Annotated in this window: 22 protein-coding genes; 10 read left to right on the forward strand and 12 right to left on the reverse strand. The window is 73.6% G+C overall.

Annotation, left to right across the window (positions count from 1 at the left end; genetic code table 11):
• Position 1 precedes the first annotated feature (1 nt).
• The 9 genes from M2302_RS14925 to rdgB all read left to right on the forward strand — a co-directional run bounded on the left by M2302_RS14925 (position 2) and on the right by rdgB (position 7,205).
• On the forward strand, positions 2 to 496 hold the full coding sequence (locus tag M2302_RS14925) for a DUF2017 domain-containing protein (RefSeq protein WP_179806249.1): 495 nt from the start codon (positions 2 to 4) through the stop codon (positions 494 to 496).
• Between the two features lie 54 nt (positions 497 to 550).
• Positions 551 to 1,039: a M67 family metallopeptidase gene (locus M2302_RS14930; RefSeq protein WP_280838505.1), complete on the forward strand. Its 489-nt coding sequence runs from the start codon at positions 551 to 553 to the stop codon at positions 1,037 to 1,039.
• 61 nt (positions 1,040 to 1,100) lie between these two features.
• Positions 1,101 to 1,445 carry a MoaD/ThiS family protein gene (locus tag M2302_RS14935; protein ID WP_088964834.1) on the forward strand — a complete coding sequence of 115 codons (345 nt, stop codon included), beginning with the start codon at positions 1,101 to 1,103 and terminating at the stop codon, positions 1,443 to 1,445.
• A 12-nt stretch (positions 1,446 to 1,457) separates the two neighbouring features.
• Positions 1,458 to 2,423, forward strand: coding sequence for a cysteine synthase (locus M2302_RS14940; protein ID WP_280838506.1), 966 nt, complete (start codon positions 1,458 to 1,460; stop codon positions 2,421 to 2,423).
• A 192-nt stretch (positions 2,424 to 2,615) separates the two neighbouring features.
• Complete coding sequence (locus tag M2302_RS14945) at positions 2,616 to 3,362, forward strand: MBL fold metallo-hydrolase (RefSeq protein ID WP_280838507.1); 747 nt, start codon at positions 2,616 to 2,618, stop codon at positions 3,360 to 3,362.
• 151 nt (positions 3,363 to 3,513) lie between these two features.
• On the forward strand, positions 3,514 to 4,653 hold the full coding sequence (locus tag M2302_RS14950) for a glycosyltransferase family 1 protein (RefSeq protein ID WP_280838508.1): 1,140 nt from the start codon (positions 3,514 to 3,516) through the stop codon (positions 4,651 to 4,653).
• A complete protein-coding gene (locus M2302_RS14955) occupies positions 4,650 to 5,819 on the forward strand; it encodes a glycosyltransferase (RefSeq protein ID WP_280838509.1) in 1,170 nt (389 codons plus the stop codon). The genes M2302_RS14950 and M2302_RS14955 overlap by 4 nt, the downstream gene beginning before the upstream one ends.
• A 46-nt stretch (positions 5,820 to 5,865) precedes the next feature.
• Positions 5,866 to 6,594 (forward strand): ribonuclease PH, encoded by a 729-nt coding sequence (rph, locus tag M2302_RS14960; RefSeq protein ID WP_280838510.1) that lies wholly within the window; start codon positions 5,866 to 5,868, stop codon positions 6,592 to 6,594.
• Complete coding sequence (gene rdgB / locus M2302_RS14965; protein ID WP_280838511.1) at positions 6,591 to 7,205, forward strand: RdgB/HAM1 family non-canonical purine NTP pyrophosphatase; 615 nt, start codon at positions 6,591 to 6,593, stop codon at positions 7,203 to 7,205. Before rph ends, rdgB begins: the two co-directional genes overlap by 4 nt.
• A 32-nt stretch (positions 7,206 to 7,237) precedes the next feature.
• Here rdgB and M2302_RS14970 read toward each other — a convergent pair whose 3' ends face one another.
• The 7 genes from M2302_RS14970 to M2302_RS15000 all read right to left on the reverse strand — a co-directional run bounded on the left by M2302_RS14970 (position 7,238) and on the right by M2302_RS15000 (position 16,390).
• On the reverse strand, positions 7,238 to 8,485 hold the full coding sequence (locus M2302_RS14970) for a hypothetical protein (protein ID WP_280838512.1): 1,248 nt from the start codon (positions 8,483 to 8,485) through the stop codon (positions 7,238 to 7,240).
• Between the two features lie 68 nt (positions 8,486 to 8,553).
• Positions 8,554 to 10,089, reverse strand: a complete 1,536-nt coding sequence (gene hutH, locus M2302_RS14975) for a histidine ammonia-lyase (protein ID WP_280838513.1) — start codon at positions 10,087 to 10,089, stop codon at positions 8,554 to 8,556.
• A complete protein-coding gene (gene hutI, locus M2302_RS14980) occupies positions 10,086 to 11,255 on the reverse strand; it encodes an imidazolonepropionase (protein ID WP_280838514.1) in 1,170 nt (389 codons plus the stop codon). Before hutI ends, hutH begins: the two co-directional genes overlap by 4 nt.
• A 69-nt stretch (positions 11,256 to 11,324) precedes the next feature.
• The gene (locus M2302_RS14985) at positions 11,325 to 12,677 is read right to left on the reverse strand and encodes a formimidoylglutamate deiminase (protein WP_280838554.1); all 1,353 of its coding nucleotides are present in this window, start codon (positions 12,675 to 12,677) and stop codon (positions 11,325 to 11,327) included.
• Positions 12,674 to 13,873, reverse strand: a complete 1,200-nt coding sequence (locus tag M2302_RS14990; RefSeq protein ID WP_280838515.1) for an allantoate amidohydrolase — start codon at positions 13,871 to 13,873, stop codon at positions 12,674 to 12,676. The genes M2302_RS14985 and M2302_RS14990 overlap by 4 nt, the downstream gene beginning before the upstream one ends.
• Positions 13,870 to 15,525, reverse strand: a complete 1,656-nt coding sequence (gene hutU, locus M2302_RS14995) for a urocanate hydratase (protein ID WP_280838516.1) — start codon at positions 15,523 to 15,525, stop codon at positions 13,870 to 13,872. Before hutU ends, M2302_RS14990 begins: the two co-directional genes overlap by 4 nt.
• 13 nt (positions 15,526 to 15,538) lie before the next feature.
• The gene (locus tag M2302_RS15000) at positions 15,539 to 16,390 is read right to left on the reverse strand and encodes a MurR/RpiR family transcriptional regulator (RefSeq protein ID WP_280838517.1); all 852 of its coding nucleotides are present in this window, start codon (positions 16,388 to 16,390) and stop codon (positions 15,539 to 15,541) included.
• A 186-nt stretch (positions 16,391 to 16,576) separates the two neighbouring features.
• Here M2302_RS15000 and M2302_RS15005 point away from each other — a divergent pair, with 186 nt between their 5' ends.
• On the forward strand, positions 16,577 to 18,412 hold the full coding sequence (locus M2302_RS15005) for a trypsin-like peptidase domain-containing protein (protein ID WP_280838518.1): 1,836 nt from the start codon (positions 16,577 to 16,579) through the stop codon (positions 18,410 to 18,412).
• Positions 18,413 to 18,446: 34 nt separating this feature from the next.
• Here M2302_RS15005 and M2302_RS15010 read toward each other — a convergent pair whose 3' ends face one another.
• From M2302_RS15010 to M2302_RS15030, 5 genes are all read right to left on the reverse strand, one after another.
• Positions 18,447 to 19,706, reverse strand: coding sequence for a DUF1501 domain-containing protein (locus tag M2302_RS15010; RefSeq protein WP_280838519.1), 1,260 nt, complete (start codon positions 19,704 to 19,706; stop codon positions 18,447 to 18,449).
• Position 19,707: 1 nt separating this feature from the next.
• On the reverse strand, positions 19,708 to 20,979 hold the full coding sequence (locus M2302_RS15015) for a DUF1800 family protein (RefSeq protein ID WP_280838520.1): 1,272 nt from the start codon (positions 20,977 to 20,979) through the stop codon (positions 19,708 to 19,710).
• 173 nt (positions 20,980 to 21,152) lie between these two features.
• On the reverse strand, positions 21,153 to 22,577 hold the full coding sequence (locus M2302_RS15020; protein WP_280838521.1) for a Wzz/FepE/Etk N-terminal domain-containing protein: 1,425 nt from the start codon (positions 22,575 to 22,577) through the stop codon (positions 21,153 to 21,155).
• 76 nt (positions 22,578 to 22,653) lie between these two features.
• Positions 22,654 to 24,021, reverse strand: a complete 1,368-nt coding sequence (locus M2302_RS15025; RefSeq protein WP_280838522.1) for an O-antigen ligase family protein — start codon at positions 24,019 to 24,021, stop codon at positions 22,654 to 22,656.
• Positions 24,018 to 25,154, reverse strand: coding sequence for a glycosyltransferase family 4 protein (locus M2302_RS15030; RefSeq protein WP_280838523.1), 1,137 nt, complete (start codon positions 25,152 to 25,154; stop codon positions 24,018 to 24,020). Before M2302_RS15030 ends, M2302_RS15025 begins: the two co-directional genes overlap by 4 nt.
• Between the last annotated feature and the right edge of the window lies 1 nt (position 25,155).

Here is a 25,155-nt window from a genome sequence, read left to right on the forward strand (position 1 = left end):
CATGTTCCGCCGCCAGGGCGGCCGCTACGTCGCCACCTTCGCCGTCGACGAGGTGCGGGTGCTGCGCAAGGTCGCCTCCGAGGTGGTCGGGCTGCTCACCGACGGCTTCGACCACTCCGACCCGGTGGTCGGGCGGCTCTTCCCCGACGCGTACCCGGACGACCCGGCGAACACGGCGGAGTTCCGCCGGTACACCGAGGGCGACCTCAAGACCGCCAAGATCGACCAGGCCGGCGCGATCCTGGCCGCGCTGCCGGACGAGGCGGGCGGCGAGGTGCGGCTGGACGCCGAGGCGGCCGAGGCGTGGCTGCGGGCGCTCAACGACGCCCGGCTGGCGATGGGCGTCCGGTTGGAGATCAAGGACGGCACCGACCTGGGCGAGGAACTCGACGACGCGGTCGCCGAGGACCCGACCTCCTCGCGGGTGTTCCAACTGTCGGTCTACGCCTACCTGGGATATCTCCAGGAATCCCTGCTCAACGCCCTGATCGACTGAGTGTGACGGTCACCGCATCGCAGTCGGCGGCCGGTGGGCGCTAGGCTGGGCGACGTGCTGAGCATCGACCGGTCGATCGTCGAGGCGATCGTGGCGCACGTGCGCCGGGACCACCCGGACGAGGCGTGCGGCGTGGTCGCCGGTCCCGCCGGCAGCGACACCCCCACCCGGCACATCCCGATGGACAACGCCGCGCGCTCGATGACGTTCTACGAGTTCGACTCGATGGAGCAGCTGCGGGTGTGGCGGGAGATGGACGACCGTGACGAGGAACCGGTCGTCATCTACCACTCGCACACCGCGACGGAGGCGTACCCGTCCCGGACGGACATCTCCTTCGCCGGCGAGCCCGGGGCCCACTACCTGCTGGTCTCCACCCGCGAGCCGGACAGCGAGGAGATCCGCTCCTTCCGGATCGTCGACGGCGTGGTGACCGAGGAGCCGGTGCGGATCGTGGACGCCGCGGTGGACCCGCACGCCGTCCAGTCCTACATGTTCGGGCAGAGCCCGGCGACGGTCGACTACGAGTGTTCCGGCCGCTGACCTTCAGCGCCGTTCACTTCTCGTCCGTCACCGAGGCACACCGATCAAGGAGCACGACACCATGGCCATCGAGGTTCGCATCCCCACCATCCTGCGCAGCTACACCGGCGGCGCGAAGGTCGTCGAGGGCGCCGGGGACACCCTGGGCGACCTGCTCACCGACCTGGACTCCCGGCACGCCGGCCTGCGGGGCCGGCTGGTCACCGACGCCGGCGCGCTGCACCGCTTCGTCAACGTCTACGTCAACGACGAGGACGTCCGCTTCCTCGGCGCGCTGGACGCCAAGCTCACCGACGGCGACAGCGTGACCATCCTGCCGGCCGTCGCCGGTGGCGCGTTCGGCTTCGCGGCGGCAGCCGCCATCGCGTCGCACGCCGTCTCCCGGCGCGCGCCCGTCGCTCGCTGACCGGCGGGCGTCATGGCTCGCTACGACAGCCTGCTCGACGCCTGCGGTGGCACCCCCCTGGTGGGGTTGCCCCGGCTCTCGCCGACGGTGCCCGCGGGGGCACCGCCGGTGCGGCTCTGGGCCAAGCTGGAGGACCGGAACCCGACCGGCAGCATCAAGGACCGGGCGGCCCTGTTCATGGTCCGCGCGGCCGAGGAGTCCGGCCGGCTCCGGCCGGGTGACACCATCCTCGAACCGACCAGCGGCAACACCGGCATCTCGCTGGCCATGGTGGCCAAGCTCCGCGGCTACCGGCTGGTCTGCGTGATGCCGGAGAACGTCTCCACCGAGCGGGTCCAGCTGCTCCGTATGTACGGCGCGGAGATCATCTTCTCGCCGGCCGCCGGCGGCTCGAACCAGGCCGTCGCCACCGCCAAGCAGATCTCGGCGGAGCACCCCGACTGGGTGATGCTCTACCAGTACGGCAACGAGGCCAACGCCCGGGCGCACTACGAGACGACCGGGCCGGAGCTGCTGCACGACCTGCCCACCATCACCCACTTCGTGGCGGGCCTGGGCACCACCGGCACCCTGATGGGCACCGGCCGCTACCTGCGGGAGAAGGTCGACGGCATCCAGGTCGTCGCTGCGGAGCCACGCTACGGCGAGCTGGTCTACGGCCTGCGCAACATCGACGAGGGGTACGTCCCGGAGCTCTACGACGCCACCGTGCTGTCCCGGCGCTTCTCCGTGGGCACCCGGGACGCGGTGCTGCGGACCCGGCAGCTGGTGGAGGTCGAGGGGATCTTCGCCGGCTTCTCCACCGGCGCGATCCTGCACGCCGCCCTCGCGGTGGCCCACGAGGCGGTGCGGGACGGCCGCCGCGCCGACGTCGCCTTCGTGGTCTGTGACGGCGGCTGGAAGTACCTCTCCACCGGCGCCTACGGCGGCACGCTCGCCGACGCCGAGGACGCCCTGGAGGGTCAGCTCTGGGCCTGAGGCCCGAGCCCGGGCCGGCCGGTCCGCACCGGCCGGCCCGGGGGTGTCACGTTGATGACAACTTCCATTAGATGATTCTTGCCCCGCCGTCGCTGCGCGTAGGCTGCGCAGCGTGGCGTACGCGTCGGTAGAGATCATCGGCGAGGCTCGCACCGGCGTGTCGACTACGGTGAGCAACGACAAGGCGACCGGATGAGACTGACCGTCCTCGGCTGCGCGGGCAGCTTTCCCGGCCCCGAGTCCCCCTGCTCCGCCTACCTGGTCGAGGCGGACGGCTTCCGGCTCCTGATCGACTTCGGCTCCGGGTCGCTCTCCACCCTCCAGCGCTACGCGGGGCTGCACGCCCCGGACGCCATCCTCCTGACCCACCTGCACTGCGACCACATCCTCGACGCCGCCTCGTACGTGGTGGTCCGCCGGTACGCCCCTGACGGGCCGTACCCGCCCCTGCCGGTGTACGCCCCGTCCGGCGCGCCGGACCGGCTGGCCGCGGTCTACGACCAGGGGGACGGCACGGTCGAGGACGTGTACCAGTTCTACGGCCTGCAACCCGGCACCTTCCCGATCGGCCCGTTCACCGTCACCGTCGACCGGATGAACCACCCGGTCGAGACGTACGGGGTGCGCCTGGAGCACGGCGGGCGGGTGCTCTGCTACTCCTCGGACACCGCGCCCTGCGACGCGCTGCTGCGGCTGGCCCAGGACGCCGACGTCTTCCTCTGCGAGGCGAGCTACCTCGACGGCATGGAGAACCCGCCGGACCTGCACCTGACCGGCCGGGAGGCCGGCGAGGCGGCGACCAAGGCGGGGGTCGGCCGGCTGCTGCTGACCCATCTCGTGGTGGCCTGGGGCAGCGAGTCGCACACCGTCGAGTCCGCCGCCGGCGCGTACGCCGGGCCGCTGGAAGTGGTCCGGGCCGGCGCCGCGTACGACGTCTGAGCGAACACCTGCAGCCGGTCGTGCCCGCCCGGGGATCTCCTGGATCGACCGACTGAGCCGGGTCCGCCCGGCGCGCGTTCGTGGTGGAATGTTCGCCACCACGTCAGCGGCCGGTCGTCCCGTGCACCGCTGCCGCCCCCACGGTGACACCATGCGGATCGCCATCGTGACCGAGTCGTTCGCGCCGGACGTCAACGGCGTCGCGCACTCGGTGGTCCGAACGGCGGAACATCTCGTCGCCCGTGGCCACGAGCCCATGGTCATCGCCCCGTCGCCGCCCGGTGCGAAGCGGCGGCCGATCGACCGGTTGCCGTACCCGGTGGTCCGGATCCCCAGCGTGCCGCTCCCGCGCTACCAGGGCTTCCGGCTCGGGATGCCCAGCCTCCGGCTGGCCGAGGCACTCCTCGGCCACGCGCCCGACGTGGTCCACCTGGCCAGTCCGTTCGTCCTCGGCGCGCGGGCCGCCACGCTGGCCCGGCGGCACGGGCTGCCCACGGTCGCCGTCTACCAGACCGACGTCGCCTCGTACGCCCGGGCGTACCGGGTGGGGTGGGGGGAGGCGGCGGCCTGGCGGCGGCTGCGGGAGATCCACAATTCGGCACAGCGCACCCTCGTGCCCTCCACCCGGTCCGCCGCCGACCTGATCGCCAACGGCGTGCAGCGGATCTGGCTGTGGCGTCGCGGCGTCGACGCGGAGCGTTTCCACCCCGACAAACGCTGCGCCGGGCTCCGCCGCGCCCTCGCGCCGCGCGGCGAGATCCTCGTCGGGTACGTCGGACGCCTCGCCCCGGAGAAGCGGGTGGAGCTGCTGTCGGCCGCCGCCCGGTTGCCCGGGGTGCGGATCGTGGTCGTCGGGGACGGCCCCGCCCGGCGGCAGTTGGAGAAGGCCCTGCCCGAGGCGCGGTTCCTCGGCGTGCAGCACGGCGAGGCCCTGGCCCGGCTCTACGCCAGCCTCGACATCTTCGTGCACACCGGGCCGCACGAGACCTTCGGCCAGACCCTCCAGGAGGCGGCGGCCAGCGGACTGCCGGTGGTGGCGCCGGCCAGCGGCGGTCCGGTGGATCTGGTCGAGCCGGGCGTGACCGGGCTGCTGGTGCCGCCCGGCGACGCGGACGCCCTGGCCGGGGCGGTGGCGACGCTCGCCGGCGACGCGCGGCGGCGGACCGCGTACGGGGCCGCCGGCCGAGCCGCGATCGGCCGGCGCAGCTGGACCGCCATCGGCGACGAGCTGATCGGGCACTACCAGGCGGTCCTGGCCGGTGTCCCGACCGGCGGCCTGCCGGTCACGTGACCGGCGGCGCCGCCCCGGCCGGGCGGGGGCTGCGGATCGTCCGGCTGGCGAACTTCGTCACCGCCCGCTCCGGCGGGCTGCGCACCGCCCTGCGACACCTCGGCGAGGGCTACCGGGCGGCCGGTCACGACCCGGTGCTGGTCGTTCCGGGACACCGGCCCGCGGTGAGCCGCCAGCCCTGGGGCACGGTGCTGACCGTGCCGGGGCCGGCCGTGCCGGGCAGCGGCGGCTACCGGGTGCTCACCGGCCGGCGGACGGTGCAGCGGCTGCTGACCCGGCTCGCCCCCGACCGGCTGGAGGTCTCCGACCGCGCCACGCTGCGCTGGACCGGCGAGTGGGCCCGCGCGCACGGGGTGCCCTCGGTGATGGTGTCCCACGAGTGCCTGACCGGGCTGCTCGGCCAGTGGCGGCTGCCGGAGGCCACCGCCCGCCGGGTGGCGGACCGGCTCAACCGGCTCACCGTGGGGGCGTACGACCGGATCGTCTGCACCACCCGGTGGGCGGCCGAGGAGTTCGACCGGATCCACGCCCCCCGGGTCGACCTGATACCGCTCGGCGTGGACCTCGACACGTTCCACCCGGACCGGGCGGAGCCGGCCCTGCGGGAGCGGTACGCCGACCAGACCGAGGTCCTGCTCGTCCACTGCGCCCGGCTCTCCCCGGAGAAGCGCCCGGAGTTGGCGGTCGACACCCTGGTCGAGCTGCGCCGCCGGGGCGTACCGGCGGTTCTGGTGCTGGCCGGCGACGGGCCGTCGCGGGGCGCGCTGGCCCGGCGGGTGGCCGGGCTGCCGGTGCACCTCACCGGCTTCCTGCCCGACCGGACCGCGGTCGCCGCCCTGCTGGCCAGCGCCGACGTGGTGCTCGCGCCGGGGCCGGTGGAGACGTTCGGGCTGGCCGGCCTGGAGGCGCTGGCCAGTGGGACGCCGGTGGTGGCGAACGCCGCCAGCGCGTTGCCGGAGGTGATCGCCGGAGCGGGAATCGCCGCGTACGGCACGGCGGCCTCGATGGCCGACGCGGTCGTCCGGCTGCTGGACCGGCCGGAGGCGGCGCGGCGGGCGACCGCCCGGGCGCGGGCCGAGGAGTTCGGCTGGCCCGCCGCGGTCGCCGGTTTCCTGCGGGTGCACGGGGCGGAACCGGACGGCACGCCGCCGCGGCTGCCGGGCTGAGGACACCCCGGGGCGGTTCGATCACTCGACCGCATAAGGTGCAGGCATGGCGCGACCTGACGGGCGGCTGCCCGACCAACTCCGACCGGTGACCCTGACCCGCGGCTGGAGCACCCATCCGGAGGGCTCCGTGCTCGTCGAGTTCGGTGGCACGCGGGTGCTCTGCACCGCCAGCGTCACCGAGGGGGTGCCCCGCTGGCGCAAGGGCTCCGGGCTCGGCTGGGTGACCGCCGAGTACGCGATGCTGCCCCGGGCCACCAACACCCGCTCGGACCGGGAGAGCGTCAAGGGCCGGGTCGGTGGCCGTACCCACGAGATCTCCCGGCTGATCGGCCGGAGCCTGCGGGCGGCCGTCGACCTCAAGGCGCTGGGCGAGAACTCGATCGTGCTCGACTGCGACGTGCTCCAGGCCGACGGCGGCACCCGGACGGCGGCGATCACCGGCGCGTACGTGGCGCTGCACGACGCGGTGACCTGGCTGGCCGGGCGCAAGGCGCTGGCCGGCAAGCCGGAGAAGGTGATGCACCGGTCGGTGGCGGCGGTCAGCGTCGGCATCATCGCCGGCGAGCCCCGGCTGGACCTCGACTACTCCGAGGACGTCGCCGCCGAGGTCGACATGAACGTGGTCTGCACCGGCGAGGGCGACTTCGTCGAGGTGCAGGGGACCGGCGAGGCCGGCATCTTCTCCCGTACCCAGCTCGACTCGCTGCTCGACCTGGGGCTGTTGGGCTGCGTGGAACTGGCCGACGCACAGCGGAAGGCACTCGCATCATGAACAAGGTCCTGCTCGCCACCCGTAACCGCAAGAAGCTGATCGAGCTGCAGCGGATCCTCGACGGCGCGCTCGGCGCGCACCGGATCGCCCTGATCGGGCTGGACGACGTCGAGGAGTACCCGGAGCTGCCGGAGACCGGCCTGACCTTCGGCGAGAACGCGCTGATCAAGGCCCGGGAGGGCTACCGCCGCACCGGCCTGCCCACCATCGCCGACGACTCCGGGATCGCGGTCGACGCCCTCAACGGTATGCCGGGCGTGTTCAGCGCCCGCTGGGCCGGCCGGCACGGCGACGACCGGGCCAACCTCGAGCTGGTGCTGGACCAGATCGCCGACCTGCCCGACGAGCACCGCGCCGCCTCGTTCGTCTGCACCGTCGCGCTGGTGCTGCCCGGCGGCAAGGAGCACCTGGTCGACGGCCGCCAGGCCGGCCGGCTGCTGCGCGCCCCGCGCGGCGACGGCGGTTTCGGCTACGACCCGATCTTCCTCGGCGACGGTCAGGACCGCACCAACGCCGAGCTGACGCCGGAGGAGAAGGACGCGATCAGCCACCGCGGCAAGGCCCTGCGCGAACTGGCGAAGCTGGTCGCCAAGGTGCTGCCGCCGGCCTGACCGTCCCCGTCACCGCTGGCCGGGGCCGCCGGTCAGCGGTGGTGCAGGGTGATGAGGTCACCACCCAGTTCCCGGACGGCCACCCGGTCCTCCACGGCTAGCGTGGTGAGCACCTGTTCCACCTCGGCCAGGGTCGCGAACCGACCCACCGAGACGGCCGCTGCGGTGTCCAACTCCTCCACCCACAGCCCCGTCGGCTCCCAGGTGGCCTGCACGCACCCGCCCGACCGGCCGACGCACATGAGGAAGTCGTAGCTCAGCGGGCGCATCCGGCGCACCAGGACCAGCAGCTCCGCCAGGTCCATCGGCACGTCCCGGTCGGCGCCGCCGACGTGGTCGGCGGTCACCTCCACGAAGTCCACCGGCGCGGGGGCCGGCACGGTGCCCGGCGGCAGGCCGCGCAGCCGCCGAACCAGGTCCGTGCCGTCGTACCGGCCCACGGTCAGCTCGGGCCCGCCCGGGTCGGCGTACGCGCCGACCAGCGCGTCGCCCTCGCGCCGGACCTCCACCGACCGGCCCGCCCAGCTCAGCCGCACCCGGACGGCGGCCGGGAGCCAGGGCAGGTGCAGCGCGGTGAGCCGGCCGGCGGGCATCGGCCCGTCCCCCGGGGCGTGCGGCCCGGTCCAGCCGCTGAGCAGCTCCACGTCGACCTCGACGTCGTCGTGCGGCGCGGGTGGTACGGCGGCGAGCCGGCCCACGCGGCGTCGGCGCCACGTCATCGGCACCTGGATCCGGCTGCCGGTGTCGCCGTCCCAGTGGACGGTCAGCCCCTCGGCCCGTAGCGCCGCCGCCACCTCCTCGCCGATCTCCGTCAACGCCGGGCCCCCGAACAGCCCGTAGGCGACGAAGACGGGCGACCCGGCCACGGCGCGCTCGGCGTCCTGCCGGTGGTAGAAGGCGTAGCCGCGCGGTTCGATCGTGCGCGGCACGTCCGCGCCGATCTCGTCCACGCCGCAGTTCTGGCAGCAGGTGAAGTTTTCCCGGGCGACCACGCCGGCGGCGGTGAGCGCCCGGAACGCCGCGGTGAGCCGGTCGCTGTCGGTCACCTCCGGCCAGTGCGCCTGCGCCGTGAGGTGCCGGGTCAGCTCCTCGGTCACCACCGGCCACACCAGCTCCGCGACCCGGTCCGGCTCGTCGGTGCGGTCCAGGTATTCCACCGTCTCGGCGACGATCGCGGCGGCCGGCAGCTCGGCCAGCGCCACCTGCCGCCCGACGAAGTCCCGGACCTGCTCGTCGAGCTTCTGCTCCTCGGTGTCCACGGCGGCGAACGCTAGCAGCACCGGCCGACAGCGGACCCGCCCTGCCGAACCGTCCGGTCGGCCCGGGTCGGAAGGGCGGGGTCCGGTGGTCAGGCGAGGGGGCCGAGCTCGCGTTCGATGGCGGCGCGGAGGTCGGGGCCGGCCAGGACGGCGCGGGCGGCCTCCATCACCGGGGCGAGGAAGACGTCCGGACCGGGCTCGCCGGCGACCGGGGCCAGCGCCTCGACGGCGGCCCGGCCGGCCGGCGACGGGGTGAGCGGCGCGCGCAGCTGGAGCCCGCGTACGGCGGCCAGCAGTTCCACCGCGAGCAGGCTGGTCAGGTTGTCCAGCACCGTGCGCAGCTTCTTGGCCGCCGCCCAGCCCATCGAGACGTGGTCCTCCTGCATCCCGCTGGTGGGCAGCGAGTCCACCGAGGCGGGGGCGGCGAGCCGGCGGTTCTCCGCCACGATCCCGGCGGCGGTGTACTGGGCGATCATCAGGCCGGAGTTGACCCCGGCGTCGGGGGAGAGGAACGCCGGCAGCTCCCGGTTGCGGGCCACGTCGAGTAGCCGGTCGACCCGGCGCTCGGCGATCGCGCCCACCTCGGCGGCGGCGATGGCCAGGTAGTCGGCGGCGAAACCGAGCGGCGCGCCGTGGAAGTTGCCGGTGGACTCCACCCGGCCGTCGGGCAGCACCACCGGGTTGTCCACTACCGAGAGCAGCTCCCGCGCGGCGACCGTCGTGGCGAAGTCCAGGGTGTCCCGCGCGGCGCCGGCCACCTGCGGGGCGCAGCGCATCGAGTACGCGTCCTGCACCGCGTGCGCCAGGTCGTCGCGGTGCGAGTCCATCACCCGCGAGTCCTGGAGCAGTCGGTGGATGTTCGCCGCCGACGCCGCCTGGCCGGGGTGCGGCCGGATGGAGTGCAGCTCGGGCAGGAACGGCCGCTCGGAGCCGAGCATCGCCTCGATGGCCAGGGCGGCGGTCACGTCGGCCATGGTGAACAGGTGCCGGGCGTCGTGGATCGCCAGCAGCAGCATGCCCAGCATGCCGTCGGTGCCGTTGATCAGTGCCAGCCCCTCCTTGGCGGCCAGCGCGATCGGCTTCAGCCCGACCCGGCTCAGCGCGTCGGCGGCGTCCATCCGCTCGCCGGCCGGGCCGAGCACCCAGCCCTCACCGAGCAGCACCAGCGCGCAGTGCGCCAGCGGCGCCAGGTCGCCGGAGGCGCCGAGCGAGCCGTGCTCCGGCACCCACGGGGTGATCTCGTGGTTGAGCAGGTCGACCAGGGCCTCGGCGACCAGCGGGCGGACCCCGGAGTGGCCCAGCGCCAGCGAGCGGACCCGCAGCAGCATCATCGCGCGGACCACCTCGCGGGGCATGGGCGCGCCGACCCCGGCGGCGTGCGAGCGGATCAGCGCGTGCTGCAGCTCGGCCCGCCGCTCGGGTGCGACGAAGGTGTTCGCCAGCGCGCCGAAGCCGGTCGAGACGCCGTAGACGGGTCGGCCGGCGGCCTCGATGCCGTCCACGATGGACCGGCTGGTGCTCATCGCCTCCACGGTGGCCGGGTCGAGGACGACCTTGGCGGTGCCGCGGGCGACCGCGAGCACGTCGGCGGGGGTGATCCCGGTGGGCAGGATGGTCACGGTCATTGCGGAACTCCGTTGTGCAGAACCTGGCGGATCAGTGGTACACCGGGCCGGTAGGCCAGGTGCAGGTGGGACGGGGCGTCGAGGATCACGAGGTCGGCCCGGGCGCCCGGGGTGAGCACCCCGACGTCGTCGCGGCGCAGCGCCCGCGCGCCCCCGGCGGTCGCGGCCCAGACGGCCTCCGCCGGGGTCATCCGCATCTCGCGTACGGCGAGCGCGACGCAGAACGGCATCGACGAGGTGTACGACGAGCCGGGGTTGCAGTCGGTGGCGAGCGCCACGGTCACGCCCGCGTCGAGCAGCCGGCGGGCGTCCGGGTACGGCGAGCGGGTGGAGAACTCCGCCCCGGGCAGCAGGGTGGCGACGGTCGGCGAGCCGGCCAGCGCGTCGACGTCGGCGTCGCTCAGGTGGGTGCAGTGGTCGACGCTGGCCGCGCCCAGCTCCACCCCCAGCCGTACCCCCGGGCCGGGGCCGAGCTGGTTGGCGTGCACCCGTACGCCCAACCCGGCCGCCTGCCCGCAGGTGAGGATCGCCCGGGTGTGGTCGGCGTCGAAGGCGCCCCGCTCGCAGAAGACGTCCACCCAGCGCGCGTACGGGGCGGCGGCGGCGAGCATCGGCCCGCAGACCAGCCCGACGTAGTCGTCGGGGCGGTCGGCGTACTCGGCGGGGACGACGTGCGCGCCGAGGAAGGTGGTCTCCGCGCTGACCTCGGCGGCGATCCGCAGCGAGCGGGCCTCGTCGGCGACGGTGAGGCCGTACCCGCTCTTGATCTCCATGGTGGTGCTGCCCTGCCGCATGGCCTCCGCGCGCAGCCGGCGCACGGTGGCCCGCAGCTCCTCGTCGGAGGCGGCCCGGGTCGCGCCGACCGTGGTGCGGATGCCGCCGCCGGTGTACGGCTGCCCGGCCATCCGGGCCGCGAACTCGGCGGCCCGGTCCCCGGCGAAGACCAGGTGGGCGTGGCTGTCCACGAAGCCCGGCAGCACCGCCGCGCCGCCGGCGTCGATCCGCCGGTCGGCGGCCGGGGCGTCCCGGGACGGGCCGATCCAGGCCACCCGGCCCTCCTCGACCAGCAGCGCCACCCGGTGGCGGATGCCGAGCGGGCCGCCCTCGCCCGCGCCGGCGACGTTGGTGACCAGTTCGCCGATGTCGTCGACCAGCAGGCTGCTCACGGCGTCCCTCCGCGCTCCGGCCCGGCGCCCCGGAGCCCGCCCGCCGCCCACGCCGGCCGGCCCGCGCGGCTACGCACCGGACACCGCCGCGATCGCGTCGCGCAGCTCCGCCGGCACGTCCACGGTCAGGTGCACGCCGTCGCGCACCACCTGCCGGCCGTCGACGACCACCGAGCTGACGTCCGCGGCGGTCGCCGCGAAGAACGCCCCCACCGGCGGCACCCCGGCCGTGCGGGCGGTGTCGAGCCGTACCGTGACCAGGTCGGCGCGGTCACCGACGGCGAGCCGGCCGGCGTCGGCCCAGCCCAGCGCGGCGTGCCCGCCGGTGGTCGCGGCGGCCAGCAGGTCGACGGCGCTGAAGTGCCCCCGCCGGCGGGTGCGCAGCCGCTCGTCCAGCTCGACCGCGCGGGCCTCCTCGAACAGGTCGACCACGGCGTGGCTGTCACTGCCCAGGCTGAGCGGGCTGCCGGCCTCGACCATTCGCCGGGCCGGCCCGAGCCCGTCGGCCAGGTCCCGCTCGGTGGTGGGGCAGAGGCAGACTCCGGTGCGACTCTCCCCGAGCAGCGCCACGTCCGCGCCGGTCGGGTGGGTGGCGTGCACGGCGGTGACGGCCGGCCCGAGCACCCCGTGGTCGGCGAGCAGCCGGGTGGGGGTGCGGCCGTGTACTGCCCGGCAGGCGTCGTTCTCGGCGGGCTGCTCCGACAGGTGCAGGTGCAGCGGCGCGCCGCGCCGGTCCGCCCAGCCGGCGACGGTGGCGAGCTGTTCCGCCGGCACCGCGCGGACCGAGTGGATGGCCGCGCCGACCCGGGCGTGCCCGGCGTCAGGGGTGAACGCGCTGACCCGGTCCGCCCAGCGCAGCGCGTCGCCGTCGCCGAACCGCCGCTGCGGCCCGGCCAGCGGGGCGCCGTCCACGGTGGCGGTCAGGTAGCAGGTGTCCAGCAGGGTGATCCGGATGCCGGCCTGCGCGGCCGCCTCGACCAGCGCCGCCGACATCGCGTTCGGGTCGTCGTACGGGGTGCCGTCCGGGCCGTGGTGCAGGTAGTGGAACTCGCCGACGCAGGTCACCCCGGCCAGCGCCATCTCCGCGTACGCGGCCCGGGCCAGGGCCAGGTACGAGTCCGGATCGAGCCGCTGGGCGACCGCGTACATCCCGTCCCGCCAGGTCCAGAAGTCGCCCCGCCCGGCGTGGGTGCGCCCGCGCAACGCCCGGTGGAAGGCGTGCGAGTGGGCGTTGGCCAGGCCGGGCAGGGTCAGGCCGGGCAGCCGGACGGCGTCACCGAGCACCTCCACCCCGGCGGTGGGCCGGCCGGCGGTCAACGGGGCGACCGCGGTGATCCGCCCGTCGACCGCCTCGATCAGCACGTCCGGGGTGGGCTCGGCGTGCTCGGGCAGCCAGGCGTACTCGGCGAGCCAGCGGGTCATCGGCATGCCAGCTCCTGGAGCACCCGGGCCAGGGCGGTGACCCCGGCGGCGCAGTCGGCGTCGGAGGCGGACTCGGCGGGGGAGTGCGACACCCCGGTCGGGTTGCGCACGAAGAGCATCGCGGTGGGCAGGTGCGCGGCCAGCACCCCCGCGTCGTGGCCCGCCCCGGTGGGCAGCACCGGCGCGTCGAGCAGCTTGGCCAGCCGGTCGGCCAGCCCGCCGTCGAAGGCGACCAGCGGGGTGGCTGACTCCTCCGTGCAGGTCAGCTCCGTGCCGTCCCGCTTCGCCCGCTCGGCCGCCTTGGCGTGCACCGCCCCGACCAGCCCGCGCAGCGTCTCCGGTTCGGCCGCCCGGGCGTCCAGCCAGCCGGTCACCCGCGACGGGATCGCGTTGGTGGCGTTCGGCTCCACCGACACCCGGCCCACGGTGGCGTGCGCGTCGCGCAGCCGGGCCTCCTTGTTCGCGGCCAGCACCGTGAACGCGTACGTCAGCATCGGGTCGCGGCGGTCGGCCATCCGGGTCGTACCCGCGTGGTTGCCCTCGCCGTGGAAGTCGAAGCGCCAGCGGCCGTGCGGCCAGATCGCGCTGGCGACCGCGACCGGCGAGTCGGCCTCGACCAGCGCGCGGCCCTGCTCGACGTGCAGCTCCACGAAGGCGGCGAAGCGGCCGAGCAGCGCCGGGTCGGCGCCCGCGGGCCGGTCACCGAGCGCCTCGGCGAAGCTCACCCCGGCCGCGTCGCGCAGGCCGGCCGCGCGCTCCACCGCGATCTCCCCGGTGAGCAGCCGCGATCCCAGGCAGGGTACGCCGAACCGCGCCCCCTCCTCCTCCACGAACGCCGCCACCGCGATCGGCCGGTCGGGCGTGACGCCCGCGCCGCGCAACTCGTCGACGGCGAGGAACGCGCTGACGATGCCCAGCGGCCCGTCGTACGCCCCGCCGTGCGGCACCGAGTCGAAGTGGCTGCCGGTGAGCACCGCGTCGCCGGCCTGCGGGTCACCCCACCAGGCGAAGAGGTTGCCGTTGCCGTCGGCGGTGACCGGCATGCCCCGGTGCTCGGCCTGCTCGCGGAACCACTCCCGCAGCCGCAGCTCCGGCTCGGTCAGCGCGTAGCGCAGGTAGCCCCCGCTGCCGGCGTCCCGCCCGACCGGCGCGATCTCGTCCCACAGCGCCCGGAAACGGCCGGCGAGATCCGTCACGCCGGTCCCTCGGCCATCGGCACCCGCACCCCGGTCCGCTCGGCGACCTCGCGGGCGGCCTCGTACCCGGCGTCCACGTGCCGGATCACGCCCATCGCCGGGTCGTTGGTGAGCACCCGCTCGATCTTCTGCCCGGCCAGCGCCGTGCCGTCGGCGACGCAGACCTGCCCGGCGTGGATGGACCGCCCGATGCCCACCCCGCCGCCGTGGTGGATGGACACCCAGGACGCCCCGCTGGCGGTGTTGACCAGCGCGTTGAGGAGCGGCCAGTCGGCGATCGCGTCGGAGCCGTCGGCCATCGCCTCGGTCTCCCGGTAGGGGCTGGCCACGCTGCCGCAGTCCAGGTGGTCCCGGCCGATCACCACCGGCGCGGACAGCTCACCGGAGGCGACCATCTCGTTGAACCGCACCCCGGCCTTGTCCCGCTCGCCGTAGCCGAGCCAGCAGATCCGCGCCGGCAGGCCCTGGAAGGCGACCCGCTCGCCGGCCATCCGCATCCACCGGGCCAGCGACTCGTTCTCCGGGAACAGCTCCAGGATGGCCCGGTCGGTGGCCGCGATGTCCTTCGGATCGCCGGAGAGCGCCGCCCAACGGAACGGACCCTTGCCTTCGCAGAACAGCGGCCGGATGTACGCCGGCACGAAGCCGGGGAAGTCGAACGCCCGCTCGTAGCCGGCGAGCTGGGCCTCACCACGGATCGAGTTGCCGTAGTCGAAGACCTCCGCGCCCGCGTCGAGGAAGCCCACCATCGCCTCGACGTGCTTCGCCATCGAGACCCGGGCCCGGTCGGTGAACTCGGCCGGCTTCGCCGCCGCGTAGTCCCGGGCGTCGGCCAGCTCCACCCCCACCGGCAGGTACGACAGCGGGTCGTGCGCGCTGGTCTGGTCGGTCACGACGTCGATCTCGACGCCGCGCACCAGCAGCTCGGGGAAGACGGTGGCGGCGTTGCCGACCACGCCGACGCTCAGCGCCCGGCGGTCCCGCTTCGCGGCGAGCACCCGCTGCACCGCGTCGTCCAGGGAGTCGGCGATCTCGTCGAGGTAGCGGTCGTGCACCCGCCGCTCCAGCCGGCTGCGGTCCACGTCCACGATCAGGCAGGCGCCGCCGTTCATGGTCACCGCGAGGGGCTGCGCCCCGCCCATCCCGCCGCAGCCGGCGGTCAGCGTCAGCGTCCCGGCCAGCGTGCCGCCGAAGCGCTTCGCCGCCACCGCCGCGAACGTCTCGTAGGTGCCCTGGAGGATGCCCTGGGTGCCGATGTAGATCCACGAGCCGGCGGTCATCTGCCCGTACATGGTCAGGCCGAGCTGCTCCAGGCGGCGGAACTCCGGCCAGGTGGCCCAGTCGCCGACCAGGTTCGAGTTGGCCAGCAGCACCCGGGGCGCCCACTCGTGGGTGCGCATGACCCCCACCGGGCGGCCGGACTGCACCAGCATCGTCTCGTCGTCGCGCAGCTCGGTGAGCGTACGCACCAACGCGTGGTACGACGGCCAGTCCCGGGCGGCCTTTCCGGTGCCGCCGTAGACGACCAGGTCGTCCGGGCGCTCGGCCACCTCCGGGTCGAGGTTGTTCATCAGCATCCGCAGGGCGGCCTCCTGCGGCCACCCCTGGGCGGTACGTGCGGTGCCGCGAGCGGCGCGGACGGGCTGGTGCATCTCGAAACTCCTCTCAGCCGAGGAACAACTGGCGACGGGCGGCGGACGACTCGAACGCCTCCAGGCGGGCCTGCGTGTCCGCCGGGGAGGCGTCGCAGATCGCCTGGAGGACCACCATGGCCAGGGTCATCGGGGCGGTGTGCAGGTCGAAGACGAGGTCGGTGCCGACCGTGGCGGGCAGCACCAGTTCGGCGTACTCGGTCGCCGGGCTGACCGGCGAGTCGGTGATCGCGACCACGGTCAGCCCGGCGTCGCGGGCCTCCCGCAGCGCCTCGAAGGTCTCCCGGGGGTAGCGGGGCAGGACGAAGGCGAGCAGGGCGCTCGCCCCGGACGCCGCCGCCTGCTCCAGCCGGTCGGTGAGCAGGCTGCCGCCGTCGTCGAGCACCCGGACGTCCGGGTGCACCTTCGCGGCGAAGTAGGCGAAGTACGCGGCCAGCGGCGCCGCCGCGCGCAGCCCGAGCACCGGCAGCGGGCGGCTGGCCGCCAGCAGGTGCCCGGCGGCGGCGATCCGGTCCCGGTCGGCGAGCTCGTCGGCGAGCCGCTCCAGGTTCGCCATCTCAGCGCGGACCGCCCGCTGGAGTTCGTTGCCGTCGCCGTCGCCGCCGGTGGCGCCGCCGGAGGTCAGCTCGCGCAGCCGCCGCCGCAGCGCCGGGTAGCCGTCGTGGCCGAGCGCGACGGCGAACCGGGTCACCGACGGCTGGCTCACCCCGGCCAGCTCGGCCACCTCGGCCGCCGACAGGTACGACGCGGCGGCGGCGTGCTGCACCAGGCAGTGCGCGATGCGGCGCTGGGTGGGCGTGAGCCGGACGCCGTGGAACAGGTCGAGCACCCGGTCGGGGGGTGCGGCGACGGCTCCGTCATTCATGGCGTGACTGTATGCATGAAAACTTTCAGATGCAACCGTCGTCCGTTCGGTCACACCCGCCCGACCGTCGGGAGTCCACACGGGAGGAGGCCCTGGTGGGGCGGGGTGCGGCCGGAACTGCCGGCGGCCGCCGCGCTCGCGGCGTTTCTGTACTATCCGCACGGCGGGTGAGCAGAGGAGTGGGGCATGCAGCCGGACGGTCCGTACAGGTTCACCGAGGTGATGGGCGTCTGCCAGGTCGGCAGAGCCTGGTGGGCCGTCGACGGGCAGGACCGGCTGGTGACCGTCGCGGTGCTCGAACCCGTGGTGGCCGAGGACCCGGCCTGGCGGCGGGCGTTCTCCGCCATGGCCGACGCGCTGGCCGCGCCGGGCGGTGGCGGCGGGCCGTACCTGGCCGCCGACTTCACCGCGGCCGCGCCCTGGGTGGCGTACGCCGCCGACGGCGGGCCGGGTGCCGACCGGCTCTTCCTCGCCCTGGGCCACGAGATCCACAGGGAGGAGGCGGGCGAGGACAGCACCGTGGCGATGCTCCAGGTGCCCCAGTCGCAGCCGGCCCCGTGGGCGGTGCAGGGCGACCCGACGCAGGTCTCCGCCCCGCCGCAGCCCGTGTCGACGCAGCCCGTGTCGACGCCGCCCGTGTCGACGCCGCCCGTGTCGACGCCGCCGGTGTCAGCGCCGCCGCACCAGGGCACCCCGCCGCCGGTGTCCGCCCCGCCGCAGCCGGTCGCCACGCCTCCCGTGTCGGCCCCGCCGCAGCCGTTCTCGACGCCCCCGTACCCGGTCTCCACGCCGCCGCACCAGGTGTCCGGGCCGCCGGTGTCGCCGGCGTACCCGCACCCGACCAGCGTGCCGCCGTACGACCCGCTCGCCTCCACCGCGCGCCGGATCCAGCCCTCCGAGCCGCGCCGACGCCGTACCGGGCTCTGGCTCGGGATCGTGGCGCTGGTGCTGGTGGTCCTCGCCGCCGCCGGTGGCGTGGCGGTCTGGGCCGGATCGGACGACGGCGAGGGCTCCCCGCCGCCGTACACCCTCGAGGAACGGGCCGTGGCGGTGGCCTCGCCGTCGCTGGTCTACGTGGAGGTCGTGTTCACCGGTTACCTCCGGGACAAGCGGACCGGAGCGCCCCTGCGGGCGGCGCCGATCACCTTCAACCGCCGGTGCAGCGGGTTCGTGGTGAGTCCGGCCGGCCACGTGCTCACCAACGGCTTCTGCGTGCGTCCCACGGGCGACACCCCGCGGCAGAACGCGCTCTACGCGCTGGGCCGGGTGCTGATCCAGGAGAAGAAGCTCGAACCCGGCAAGCTCGACGACTACGTCGCGCAGCAGCTCAAGACCACGGTTCTCACCGGCGTCGACGCCGCGAAGGAACCGGAGGTCCGGCTGTTCGGGCAGGTCAACGTGGCCAAGGGCAATGTCACCGACGCTCCGGCGATTCCGGGCGAGATCGTCAGGACGTGGGAGCCCCAGGCGGGCAACGTCGCCCTGGTCAAGCTCGCCCAGGACAATCTCCCCGTCGCCGAGCTGAATCCGGCTGCCGACCTCAAGGAGGGAACGACACTGCTCTCCATCGGGTATGGCACCACGGACAAGGACCCCCTCACCGCCACCTTCACCGTCCAGTCGAAGCGGGTGACCGTGACCGGCTCCGGCACGTCGGGAACGATGCCCGTGTCCCGGGTCAACGACGACGTGGGCCTCTACTCCCGCGGCGGGCTCGCCGTCGACACCAACGGCCGGGTCGTCGGCATCCTCGACAACGACGAGGAGCTGCCCACCAAGGCGAACCGCATCGTCGTGCCGGCGTCCACTCTCGACGCGATGCTGACCGAGGCCGGTGTCACCGACGAGCTCGGCGACACCGACAAGCTGTATCGAAGTGGGCTCGACGACTACTTCGCCGGCCGGTACTCCGACGCCATCACCCGGCTCGAAGCCGTCGCGGCCAAGTCGCCCGCCAACCTGGTGGCGCAGACGTACCGGCAGAACGCGGTCGACCGCCAGAAGATTGGGGCAGGCGACTGACGCCTGCCCCGGCGTGGCCGGTCGTCCGTCGCCGCTACCGGCTGTTGCGGACGAGCGGGAGCAACCGGGCCTGGTAGCCGTTGAGGTACCGGTCCGGGTCGGCCTGGAGCACGGAGTCCAGAAGTGTGCCGAAGACGTCGCGGAAGTCCACCTTGGCCTTGAGGTCGCCGTTGTCCAGATCGACCAGGCTCGGTTGCTCGCCGTGCAGTCCACCCGCGACCCCGGGGCCCAGCACGAAGAGCGGGCCGGCCGTGCCGTGGTCGGTGCCGTCCGACGCGTTCGCCCGGACCCTACGGCCGAACTCGCTGTACACGGCCACGGTCACCCGCCGGCCGGCCCTGGTCTTCGCCAGCCGGTGCAGGAACGCGGACAACGCCTCGTCGAGCTGCTTGAGCAACCACTCCTGCCCGACCCGCTCGTTGGCGTGCGTGTCGAATCCACCCAGGCTCACCGAGTAGACCCGGGTTGGTACACCCGCCTCGACACACCGGGTGACCAGAGCGAGCTGTGCCGCGAGGGAACTGCCACCGCCGGTCGCGGTCGAGGGCAGGGGCGGCTGGTCGCCCGTCCCCGACGGGATGTTGGCCTTCTGCGCCTGGTGCACGAGCTTGTTCACCTGCAGGAAGTCCTGGTACGCCTCGGCCGCGCGCGCCTGCAGGTCCGACTCGCCCGCCTGGGGTTGCCCGAGGGCGGCCAGCAGCTCGGCGTCGATCCCGCCGGGTAGTTCGAGCCCGCCGACCGCCACGCACGCGCCCACGCGCGTCCCACCGACGAGAAGCGGCGGGAGTACCGGCTCGAAGCTGACCGCCGCCTCGGCGGGAGCGTTGGTGCCGTCGAGCCAGCGGCCCACCCAGCCGGTGGCGACGGGCACCTCCGGTGACGCCGTCTGCCAGATGTCCATGGACCGGAAATGGCTCCGATCGGGCCGGGGATAGCCGACCCCGAGCACCACGGCCAGCTGCTTGTCGTCCCAGAGTCGTTTCAGCCCGGTCAGCACCGGATTCAGCCCGAGCGCGTCGTCGAGATGCAGTACCTGCCCAGGGGCGTACGCCAGCTCGGGGCGGGCGGAGTGGTACGCCGGATCCGCGTACGGGATGACGGTGTTCAGGCCGTCGTTGCCGCCGTACAGGGTGACGAGGACCAGCTTGTCGATGCCATCGTCCGGGTCCGATTCTTGGTCGCGGGTCGCCGTGGCGAGCAGTTCGGCCAGCCCCATCCCGCCGGCCGCCAGTGCGGCGGCACCGCCGGCGGCGGCCGAGGCGAGGAGGAACCTGCGTCGGGTCAACGAATCCATGTCAGATCACCAGGTACTCCGGGCTCACCAGACCGAGGGTCAGGAGCTGTCGCGGGTTCTTCGCCTGTTTCAGGGCCAGGTAGGTCCGGTTGGTCCACGTGTCGATCGCGAGGATGTTCGCCAACTGTTCGGCGGTCATCCGGTCGATGCCGGCCAGCCCGGCGAGCAGGTCGGCCAGACCGAGGCGCACCTGCGCCGCCGCCGAGTTCAGCCACGCGGTTCCGCTCGGCCAGCCGCCCACACTCTGTGGGGCGAAGGGAACCTGGCCCAGGCCGGTCAGTCCCGCCACGACCCGGTGCAGCGTCTCGTCGGGGAACCGGGCAGGCCTGATCTCCAACTGCCGCATCGCGCCGACGAGCCATTCCACCGGCTGCTTCACGAGCCGGTAGCGACCCGACCGAAACTCCTCGTCCTCGAAGAGGGCCCGCAGCATGCGCATGCCGACCGGGAAGGCCGCCCGCATCCGCTGCTCGGTGGAGCTGACGATCGGCTCGGAGGAGGAGCCGTACCGGAACCACAGGCGGGAGGCGATGAAACGGGCGCAGGCCGGCTGCTTCGCGAGGAAGTCGACCAGCGTGTGGGCGTCGAACTTGGCCGTGGCGCCGAGGATCGTCTTGGGCCCGGCGTCGTGGCTGTCCGGGAAGAAGATGGCCGTCTCCGGCACACCGAGGTCGGTCCGCCATCCGGTCAGCGCGCGCCCTGCCTCCTTCACGTCCTGCTCGGTGTAGTTCCCGATACCCAACAGGAACAGTTCCATCAGCTCGCGGGCGAGGTTCTCGTTCGGTGCGTCCTTCGTGTTGAGCTGCCCGTCGAGCCAGTACACCAGCGCGGGATCGGACACCAACTTGCGTGCCATCACCCCGATGGTCGGCGAGCTGCGGATCTTCCGCTGCTGCGCCAGCATGAACTGGGGGCTGCCGACCTTCCGGATCGAGGTGGCCCAGTGTCCGTGCCAGAAGAACGTCAGCTTCTCGTTGGCCTGGTGGTCCGCGACCGTCAGTCGGTCCAGCCACCACCGCACGATCGCGTCGGTGTGCTCCCGTCGGGTCGCTTCCGCCGCGGCCCGCTGCTCCGTGGTCGGGTTCGGGAGATCGTCGAAGGGATCGCGGCCGAGGTCCGGCATGGGTGAAGCGGCGGCACCCCGGTCCGGCCCGGCGGGCGCCGTCAGCCTCGACACGGTTGCCGCGTAACCTGCCTTCCGCGCTGCCGTCAGCTCGGACGCCGTCGGACCGAAGCCCGCCCGCCGCAACAGCATTGCGACGTCATCGCTCATCGTTGTCAACCTACGTCGAGGTCGCGGGATCTCGGAGCCCGGTCTCCGCCGTCCACTGTCCTCGCTGGACCAGGTACGAGCCAGTCTAACGGATCTTGCTGCGGAGAGTGACCCCCGGGGCCGGACAGAGGCCGCGGTCCGGGACCGCCCCCGGTGACCTCGGTCCGCGTGTCCTACCTGGACCGTACCGCGATCAGGCCGAGCAGGTTCGCGCGCATCTTCCGGAGCACGCCCACCGCGGTCGCGAGCTGGTCGACGTGCGTGGAGCCGACCCGAGCCACCACCGCGGTCGCGTCCGTGGCGGTCACCAGGACCTTCGCTTCGGCGTCCGACAACAGCGGCGGAGCACTGACGATGACCAGGACATCGTCCAGCCGACACGACTCCAGCACGGCGGCCAGCCGGTCCGGCTGGAACAGCATCTCGGCCGGCCCCGGTTCGACCCGACCGGTGGGAAGGACGAAGAGCGGAAGATCCGGGTGCCAGTGGACCGCCACGTCGTTGACCGACGCCTCGCCCCGGAGAACGTTCGCCAGCCCGACGTCGTTGGCGGTGACGAACAGCTCATGGACCTCGGGGTTCCGGAGGTTCCCGTCCACCAGCACCACCGTCTCGCCGGCCCGGGCGAACGCGATCGCCAGGTTCCCGGCGGTGGTGGCCCCTCCGTCACCGGCGGCACCACTGATGACCGTGAGGCTGGTCAGGCGGTCTCCGACCGCCTGGAGCCGGAGGTTCGTCCGCAGCTGCCGGAAGACCTCGGCACGGTCGGAACCTTCGTCGTGGGCCATCAGGCCGGCCGCCGCCGGCTCGGCCTCGACCACCCCCACCAGGGGCAGCTCCGCCACCTCGGCTGCGTGGCTCTCGTCCCGGACGGCACGCTCCCGCGCGTACGCCGTCAGCGCCGTTGCCGTCCCCACCAGCAGACCACCGGCGAGACCGAGGCCGAGGTTGGTCAGCGGCCGGGGTGAGTCCGGAGACGGCGGCGTGATCGCCGGGCGGACGACGGACACCTTGACCGGAGGGGCGTCGATCCCGGTCGGCTTCTCCAGCCTGCCGATGAAGTCGGGAAACTCGTCCGCGATCGCGTTGGCGATGTCCCGGGCGCGTTCCGGATCCTCGTCGCCGACCTCGACGGTCAGGACCGCCGTGCTGGCCTTGCCCGTGACGTTGACCTGCGACATCAGCTCCTCGGGCGAGTAGGGCAGACCCAACCGCCCGATCACCGCCGCGGCGACCTCAGGGCTGTTGGCGATCTCGGCGTACGACCGGACGCGTTGCAGGATGTAGTTCCCGCCGGTGTCGAGTTGACGGATGTCCCTCGTCGGGAAGTTCGGCGAGAAGAACAGCTGCACGTCGGCCTTGTAGACCGGGGTCTGCACCAGGGATGCCAGGCCGCCGCTCAGCCCGCCGAGCAGGGTGAGCACGAGGACCGCCCACCGGTACCTGCGTACCGCGTGCAGGTGGTGTCGAGGCGTCAGTCGGGTCCACTGTCCGAGCGCCGAACGTGATCTGCCGACGACGCCACGAATGCCGGGTGGCGAGATGTCCGCCGGCGGGGTGGACGCGCCGGCTGGCCGCAATCCGTCCGAAAGCCTCACTGTTGATCCTCACTCGTTTCGGCCAGCCGCCCACCGGCGGCCGAATTCGACTCGTACGAAAACGCGGCCGTGCTGCTCATCGCGACCCGGCAAGCAGGACGTCGGCGGCCACGGGCGTGTCCTGGACAGGGTCCTCCTCGGCGGAGTCCCGGGAGAACGCCAGCCCGGCCGCCAGAATCAGCACGGCGACAGCGCAGGGCCACAGATAGAAGTCGAAGAAGAAGATCTGCACCGCGATCCCCACGACCAGCATCCGGGCGACCAACGACCTCGACCTGACCAGCAGGCTCACCAGTAGGGCGACGAAGGGCAGCAGGGTGAGCAGCCCCAGGTCGTACCAGAGGGTGAGGTAGCTGTTGTCGAAGGTCTGCGCCAGGTAGTCACCGATCCCCACCTGCTGGAAGAACCGGACGTGCGCCTCCGGCCCCAGACCGAACAGCACGGTGTCGTAGCTCTCCCGCAGGCCGGACCACGCCGCGTCGTAGCGGCTGTACCGCGCGGTGGCCGAACTCGACCCCGTCATGTTGGAGAGCCGGGAACGCACCATCTCGATCGCGCCCTGCACCGGGCCGGGACCGACCACGACGAGTGCCGAGCCGGCGGCGACGGCAGCCGCGACGAGGCCGACACCGCGTAGGGTCACCTTCCGCTCCTGGGCGAGGTACCAGACGACGGCGGCGCCGGCGATGCCGAACCACGCGCTACGTGAGCCGGACAACAGCAGTCCCACCGCGCCGGCGGCGAGCGGCAGCTGCCAGAGGCGCCCGCGCAGGGCGATCGCGACGCACATCGACATCATGCAGTAGGTGCCGTAGACGATCGGGTGCCCGATCGTGCCCACCGATCTGCCGCCGCCCGCGGACGAGGTGAACGCGTTGCTGATCGCCAACTCGTCGAGGATCGGCCACGTCTCGGTGAGGCGCTGGTGGATCGCGAGCAGCGCCACCGGCACTCCGACCCAGGCGAACGCGCGGGCCAGCCCCTTCATCGCCTGCGGATCCCGGCGCGCCTCCTCCACCACGTGCCAGGCGATGACGGCGTAGCAGACGAACGGCGCGAGCGCGAAGACCAGATCCTTCGGTCCCCGCCAGTGCGCCAGGGCGGCGAGGAAACCCGCAACCGGCACCGCGAACGCGGACATCCCGACGGATGCCAGCGGTGCGTCCGGGTGGAAGCGCTGGAGGCGCCCGAACAGGGCGATGGCCGTCGCCGCCAGCAGGACGACCCAGACGGGTTTGGTGGGATAGCCCGGATCTGCGGTCACCGGCACGAGGAGCAGAACCGCGAACAGCGTGTGGTTCAGCCGGGACGGCGTCCAGACTCCCCAGACGAGCAGCGCGGCCATCCCCAGGATGCCCAGCAGGACGGGCTGCCAGCCCGCCAGCACGCCGACCGTGACAGCCAGCACGGCGGGCAGGCCGAACATCCGCACCGACCTGGTCACGGGTGCAGTTCTTCGAGGTAGGCGACGAACCGCCGGGCCGAGGAGGGGGCGGAGTTCAGTTCGCGCGCCCGTCGCCTCGCCGCCGAGGTGAGCCGGTCGACGCTCTCGTCGTCCTCCGCCAGCATCAGCAGGGCCCGCGTCAACGCCTCGACATCCGGTTCCACCAGCACTCCGCCGCCGTCGGCGAGGATCTCCGTGGTGGCCCCCGCGCGGAATCCGATCACCGGCGTCCCCGCCATGAGCGACTCCACGGTCACCCGACCGTAGGCTTCGTTGCGGGACAACATCAGGGTCGCGTCCGCTTCCGCGTAGAGCGCGTGGGGGTCGTCCGTCCACTCGGACATCTCGACGAGGTGACCGACCCCGTGCTCCTCGGCGAGCGCCTGAAGTGCTCGCTGCGCGGTCAGGTCGCCGACCCCGGCCAGCTTCAGTGCCAGTGGGCGCCCCGCTCTGGCGCATCGCCCCAGCGCCTCGATGGCGTCCGCCTGCCCCTTCTCCGGCGTGTAGCGCCCGAGCAGGACGAGTCTCTCCAGCGTGGGTGCGCCACGGCGCCCGTCCGCCGTCGGATCCCCGGTCCGGGGCGCGACTGACGGCGGGATCACCCGCAGCTTCTCGCGGACGGCGGGGGCCGCGGTGAGCAGTTGACCAGCGACGTACTGCGAGATCGCGACAACGCCGTCCGCCAGGCCGGCGATGGTCCGCGCGATCGTCTTCCGGGGTACGGCCGACCGCAGGCTCGGGTTGGTGAGCAGGCTCTCCCTGATCGTCCAGACGTGCCGGATGCCGGCCAACCGGGCGGCGATCGCGCCGGCCGGGACGACGGCCGAGTTGGTGACGACGAGGTCGGGTCTCGCCCGCCGCAGGTAGCGCAGGTACCGGGGAACCGAGCCCGCCGCCTGGCCGGAGCGCACCAGGCCGACCAGGGCCCTGTGGCGCCGTCCCATCCACAGCCTGGTCGGCACGACCACCACCTCCGCGCCCACCCGTACGAGTTCGGCCCGCAGCGGCCCCTCCGCCGGCATCGAGACGGTGACGCGGTGGCCACGGACCTCGACAGCCTCCCGCACCAGGGTGATCAGGGAACGCTCCGCGCCCATCAGGTCCGAGGAGTGGCTCACGAACAGGATGTGCACG

It is taken from the genome of Micromonospora sp. A200, assembly GCF_029893845.1.
GTDB classification, from domain to species: domain Bacteria; phylum Actinomycetota; class Actinomycetes; order Mycobacteriales; family Micromonosporaceae; genus Micromonospora; species Micromonospora purpureochromogenes.

What these genes read in the sequence shown, in the direction of transcription:
- M2302_RS15015 (WP_280838520.1), bottom strand. Translation starts at nt 20,979, where the DNA reads ATGAGCGATGACGTCGCAATGCTGTTGCGGCGGGCGGGCTTCGGTCCG.
- rph (WP_280838510.1), top strand. Translation starts at nt 5,866, where the DNA reads ATGGCGCGACCTGACGGGCGGCTGCCCGACCAACTCCGACCGGTGACC.
- M2302_RS14985 (WP_280838554.1), bottom strand. Translation starts at nt 12,677, where the DNA reads ATGACCCGCTGGCTCGCCGAGTACGCCTGGCTGCCCGAGCACGCCGAG.
- M2302_RS14935 (WP_088964834.1), top strand. Translation starts at nt 1,101, where the DNA reads ATGGCCATCGAGGTTCGCATCCCCACCATCCTGCGCAGCTACACCGGC.
- M2302_RS14925 (WP_179806249.1), top strand. Translation starts at nt 2, where the DNA reads ATGTTCCGCCGCCAGGGCGGCCGCTACGTCGCCACCTTCGCCGTCGAC.
- hutU (WP_280838516.1), bottom strand. Translation starts at nt 15,525, where the DNA reads ATGCACCAGCCCGTCCGCGCCGCTCGCGGCACCGCACGTACCGCCCAG.
- M2302_RS15000 (WP_280838517.1), bottom strand. Translation starts at nt 16,390, where the DNA reads ATGAATGACGGAGCCGTCGCCGCACCCCCCGACCGGGTGCTCGACCTG.
- M2302_RS14940 (WP_280838506.1), top strand. Translation starts at nt 1,458, where the DNA reads ATGGCTCGCTACGACAGCCTGCTCGACGCCTGCGGTGGCACCCCCCTG.
- rdgB (WP_280838511.1), top strand. Translation starts at nt 6,591, where the DNA reads ATGAACAAGGTCCTGCTCGCCACCCGTAACCGCAAGAAGCTGATCGAG.
- hutH (WP_280838513.1), bottom strand. Translation starts at nt 10,089, where the DNA reads ATGACCGTGACCATCCTGCCCACCGGGATCACCCCCGCCGACGTGCTC.
- M2302_RS14950 (WP_280838508.1), top strand. Translation starts at nt 3,514, where the DNA reads ATGCGGATCGCCATCGTGACCGAGTCGTTCGCGCCGGACGTCAACGGC.
- M2302_RS15005 (WP_280838518.1), top strand. Translation starts at nt 16,577, where the DNA reads ATGCAGCCGGACGGTCCGTACAGGTTCACCGAGGTGATGGGCGTCTGC.
- M2302_RS14945 (WP_280838507.1), top strand. Translation starts at nt 2,616, where the DNA reads ATGAGACTGACCGTCCTCGGCTGCGCGGGCAGCTTTCCCGGCCCCGAG.
- M2302_RS15010 (WP_280838519.1), bottom strand. Translation starts at nt 19,706, where the DNA reads ATGGATTCGTTGACCCGACGCAGGTTCCTCCTCGCCTCGGCCGCCGCC.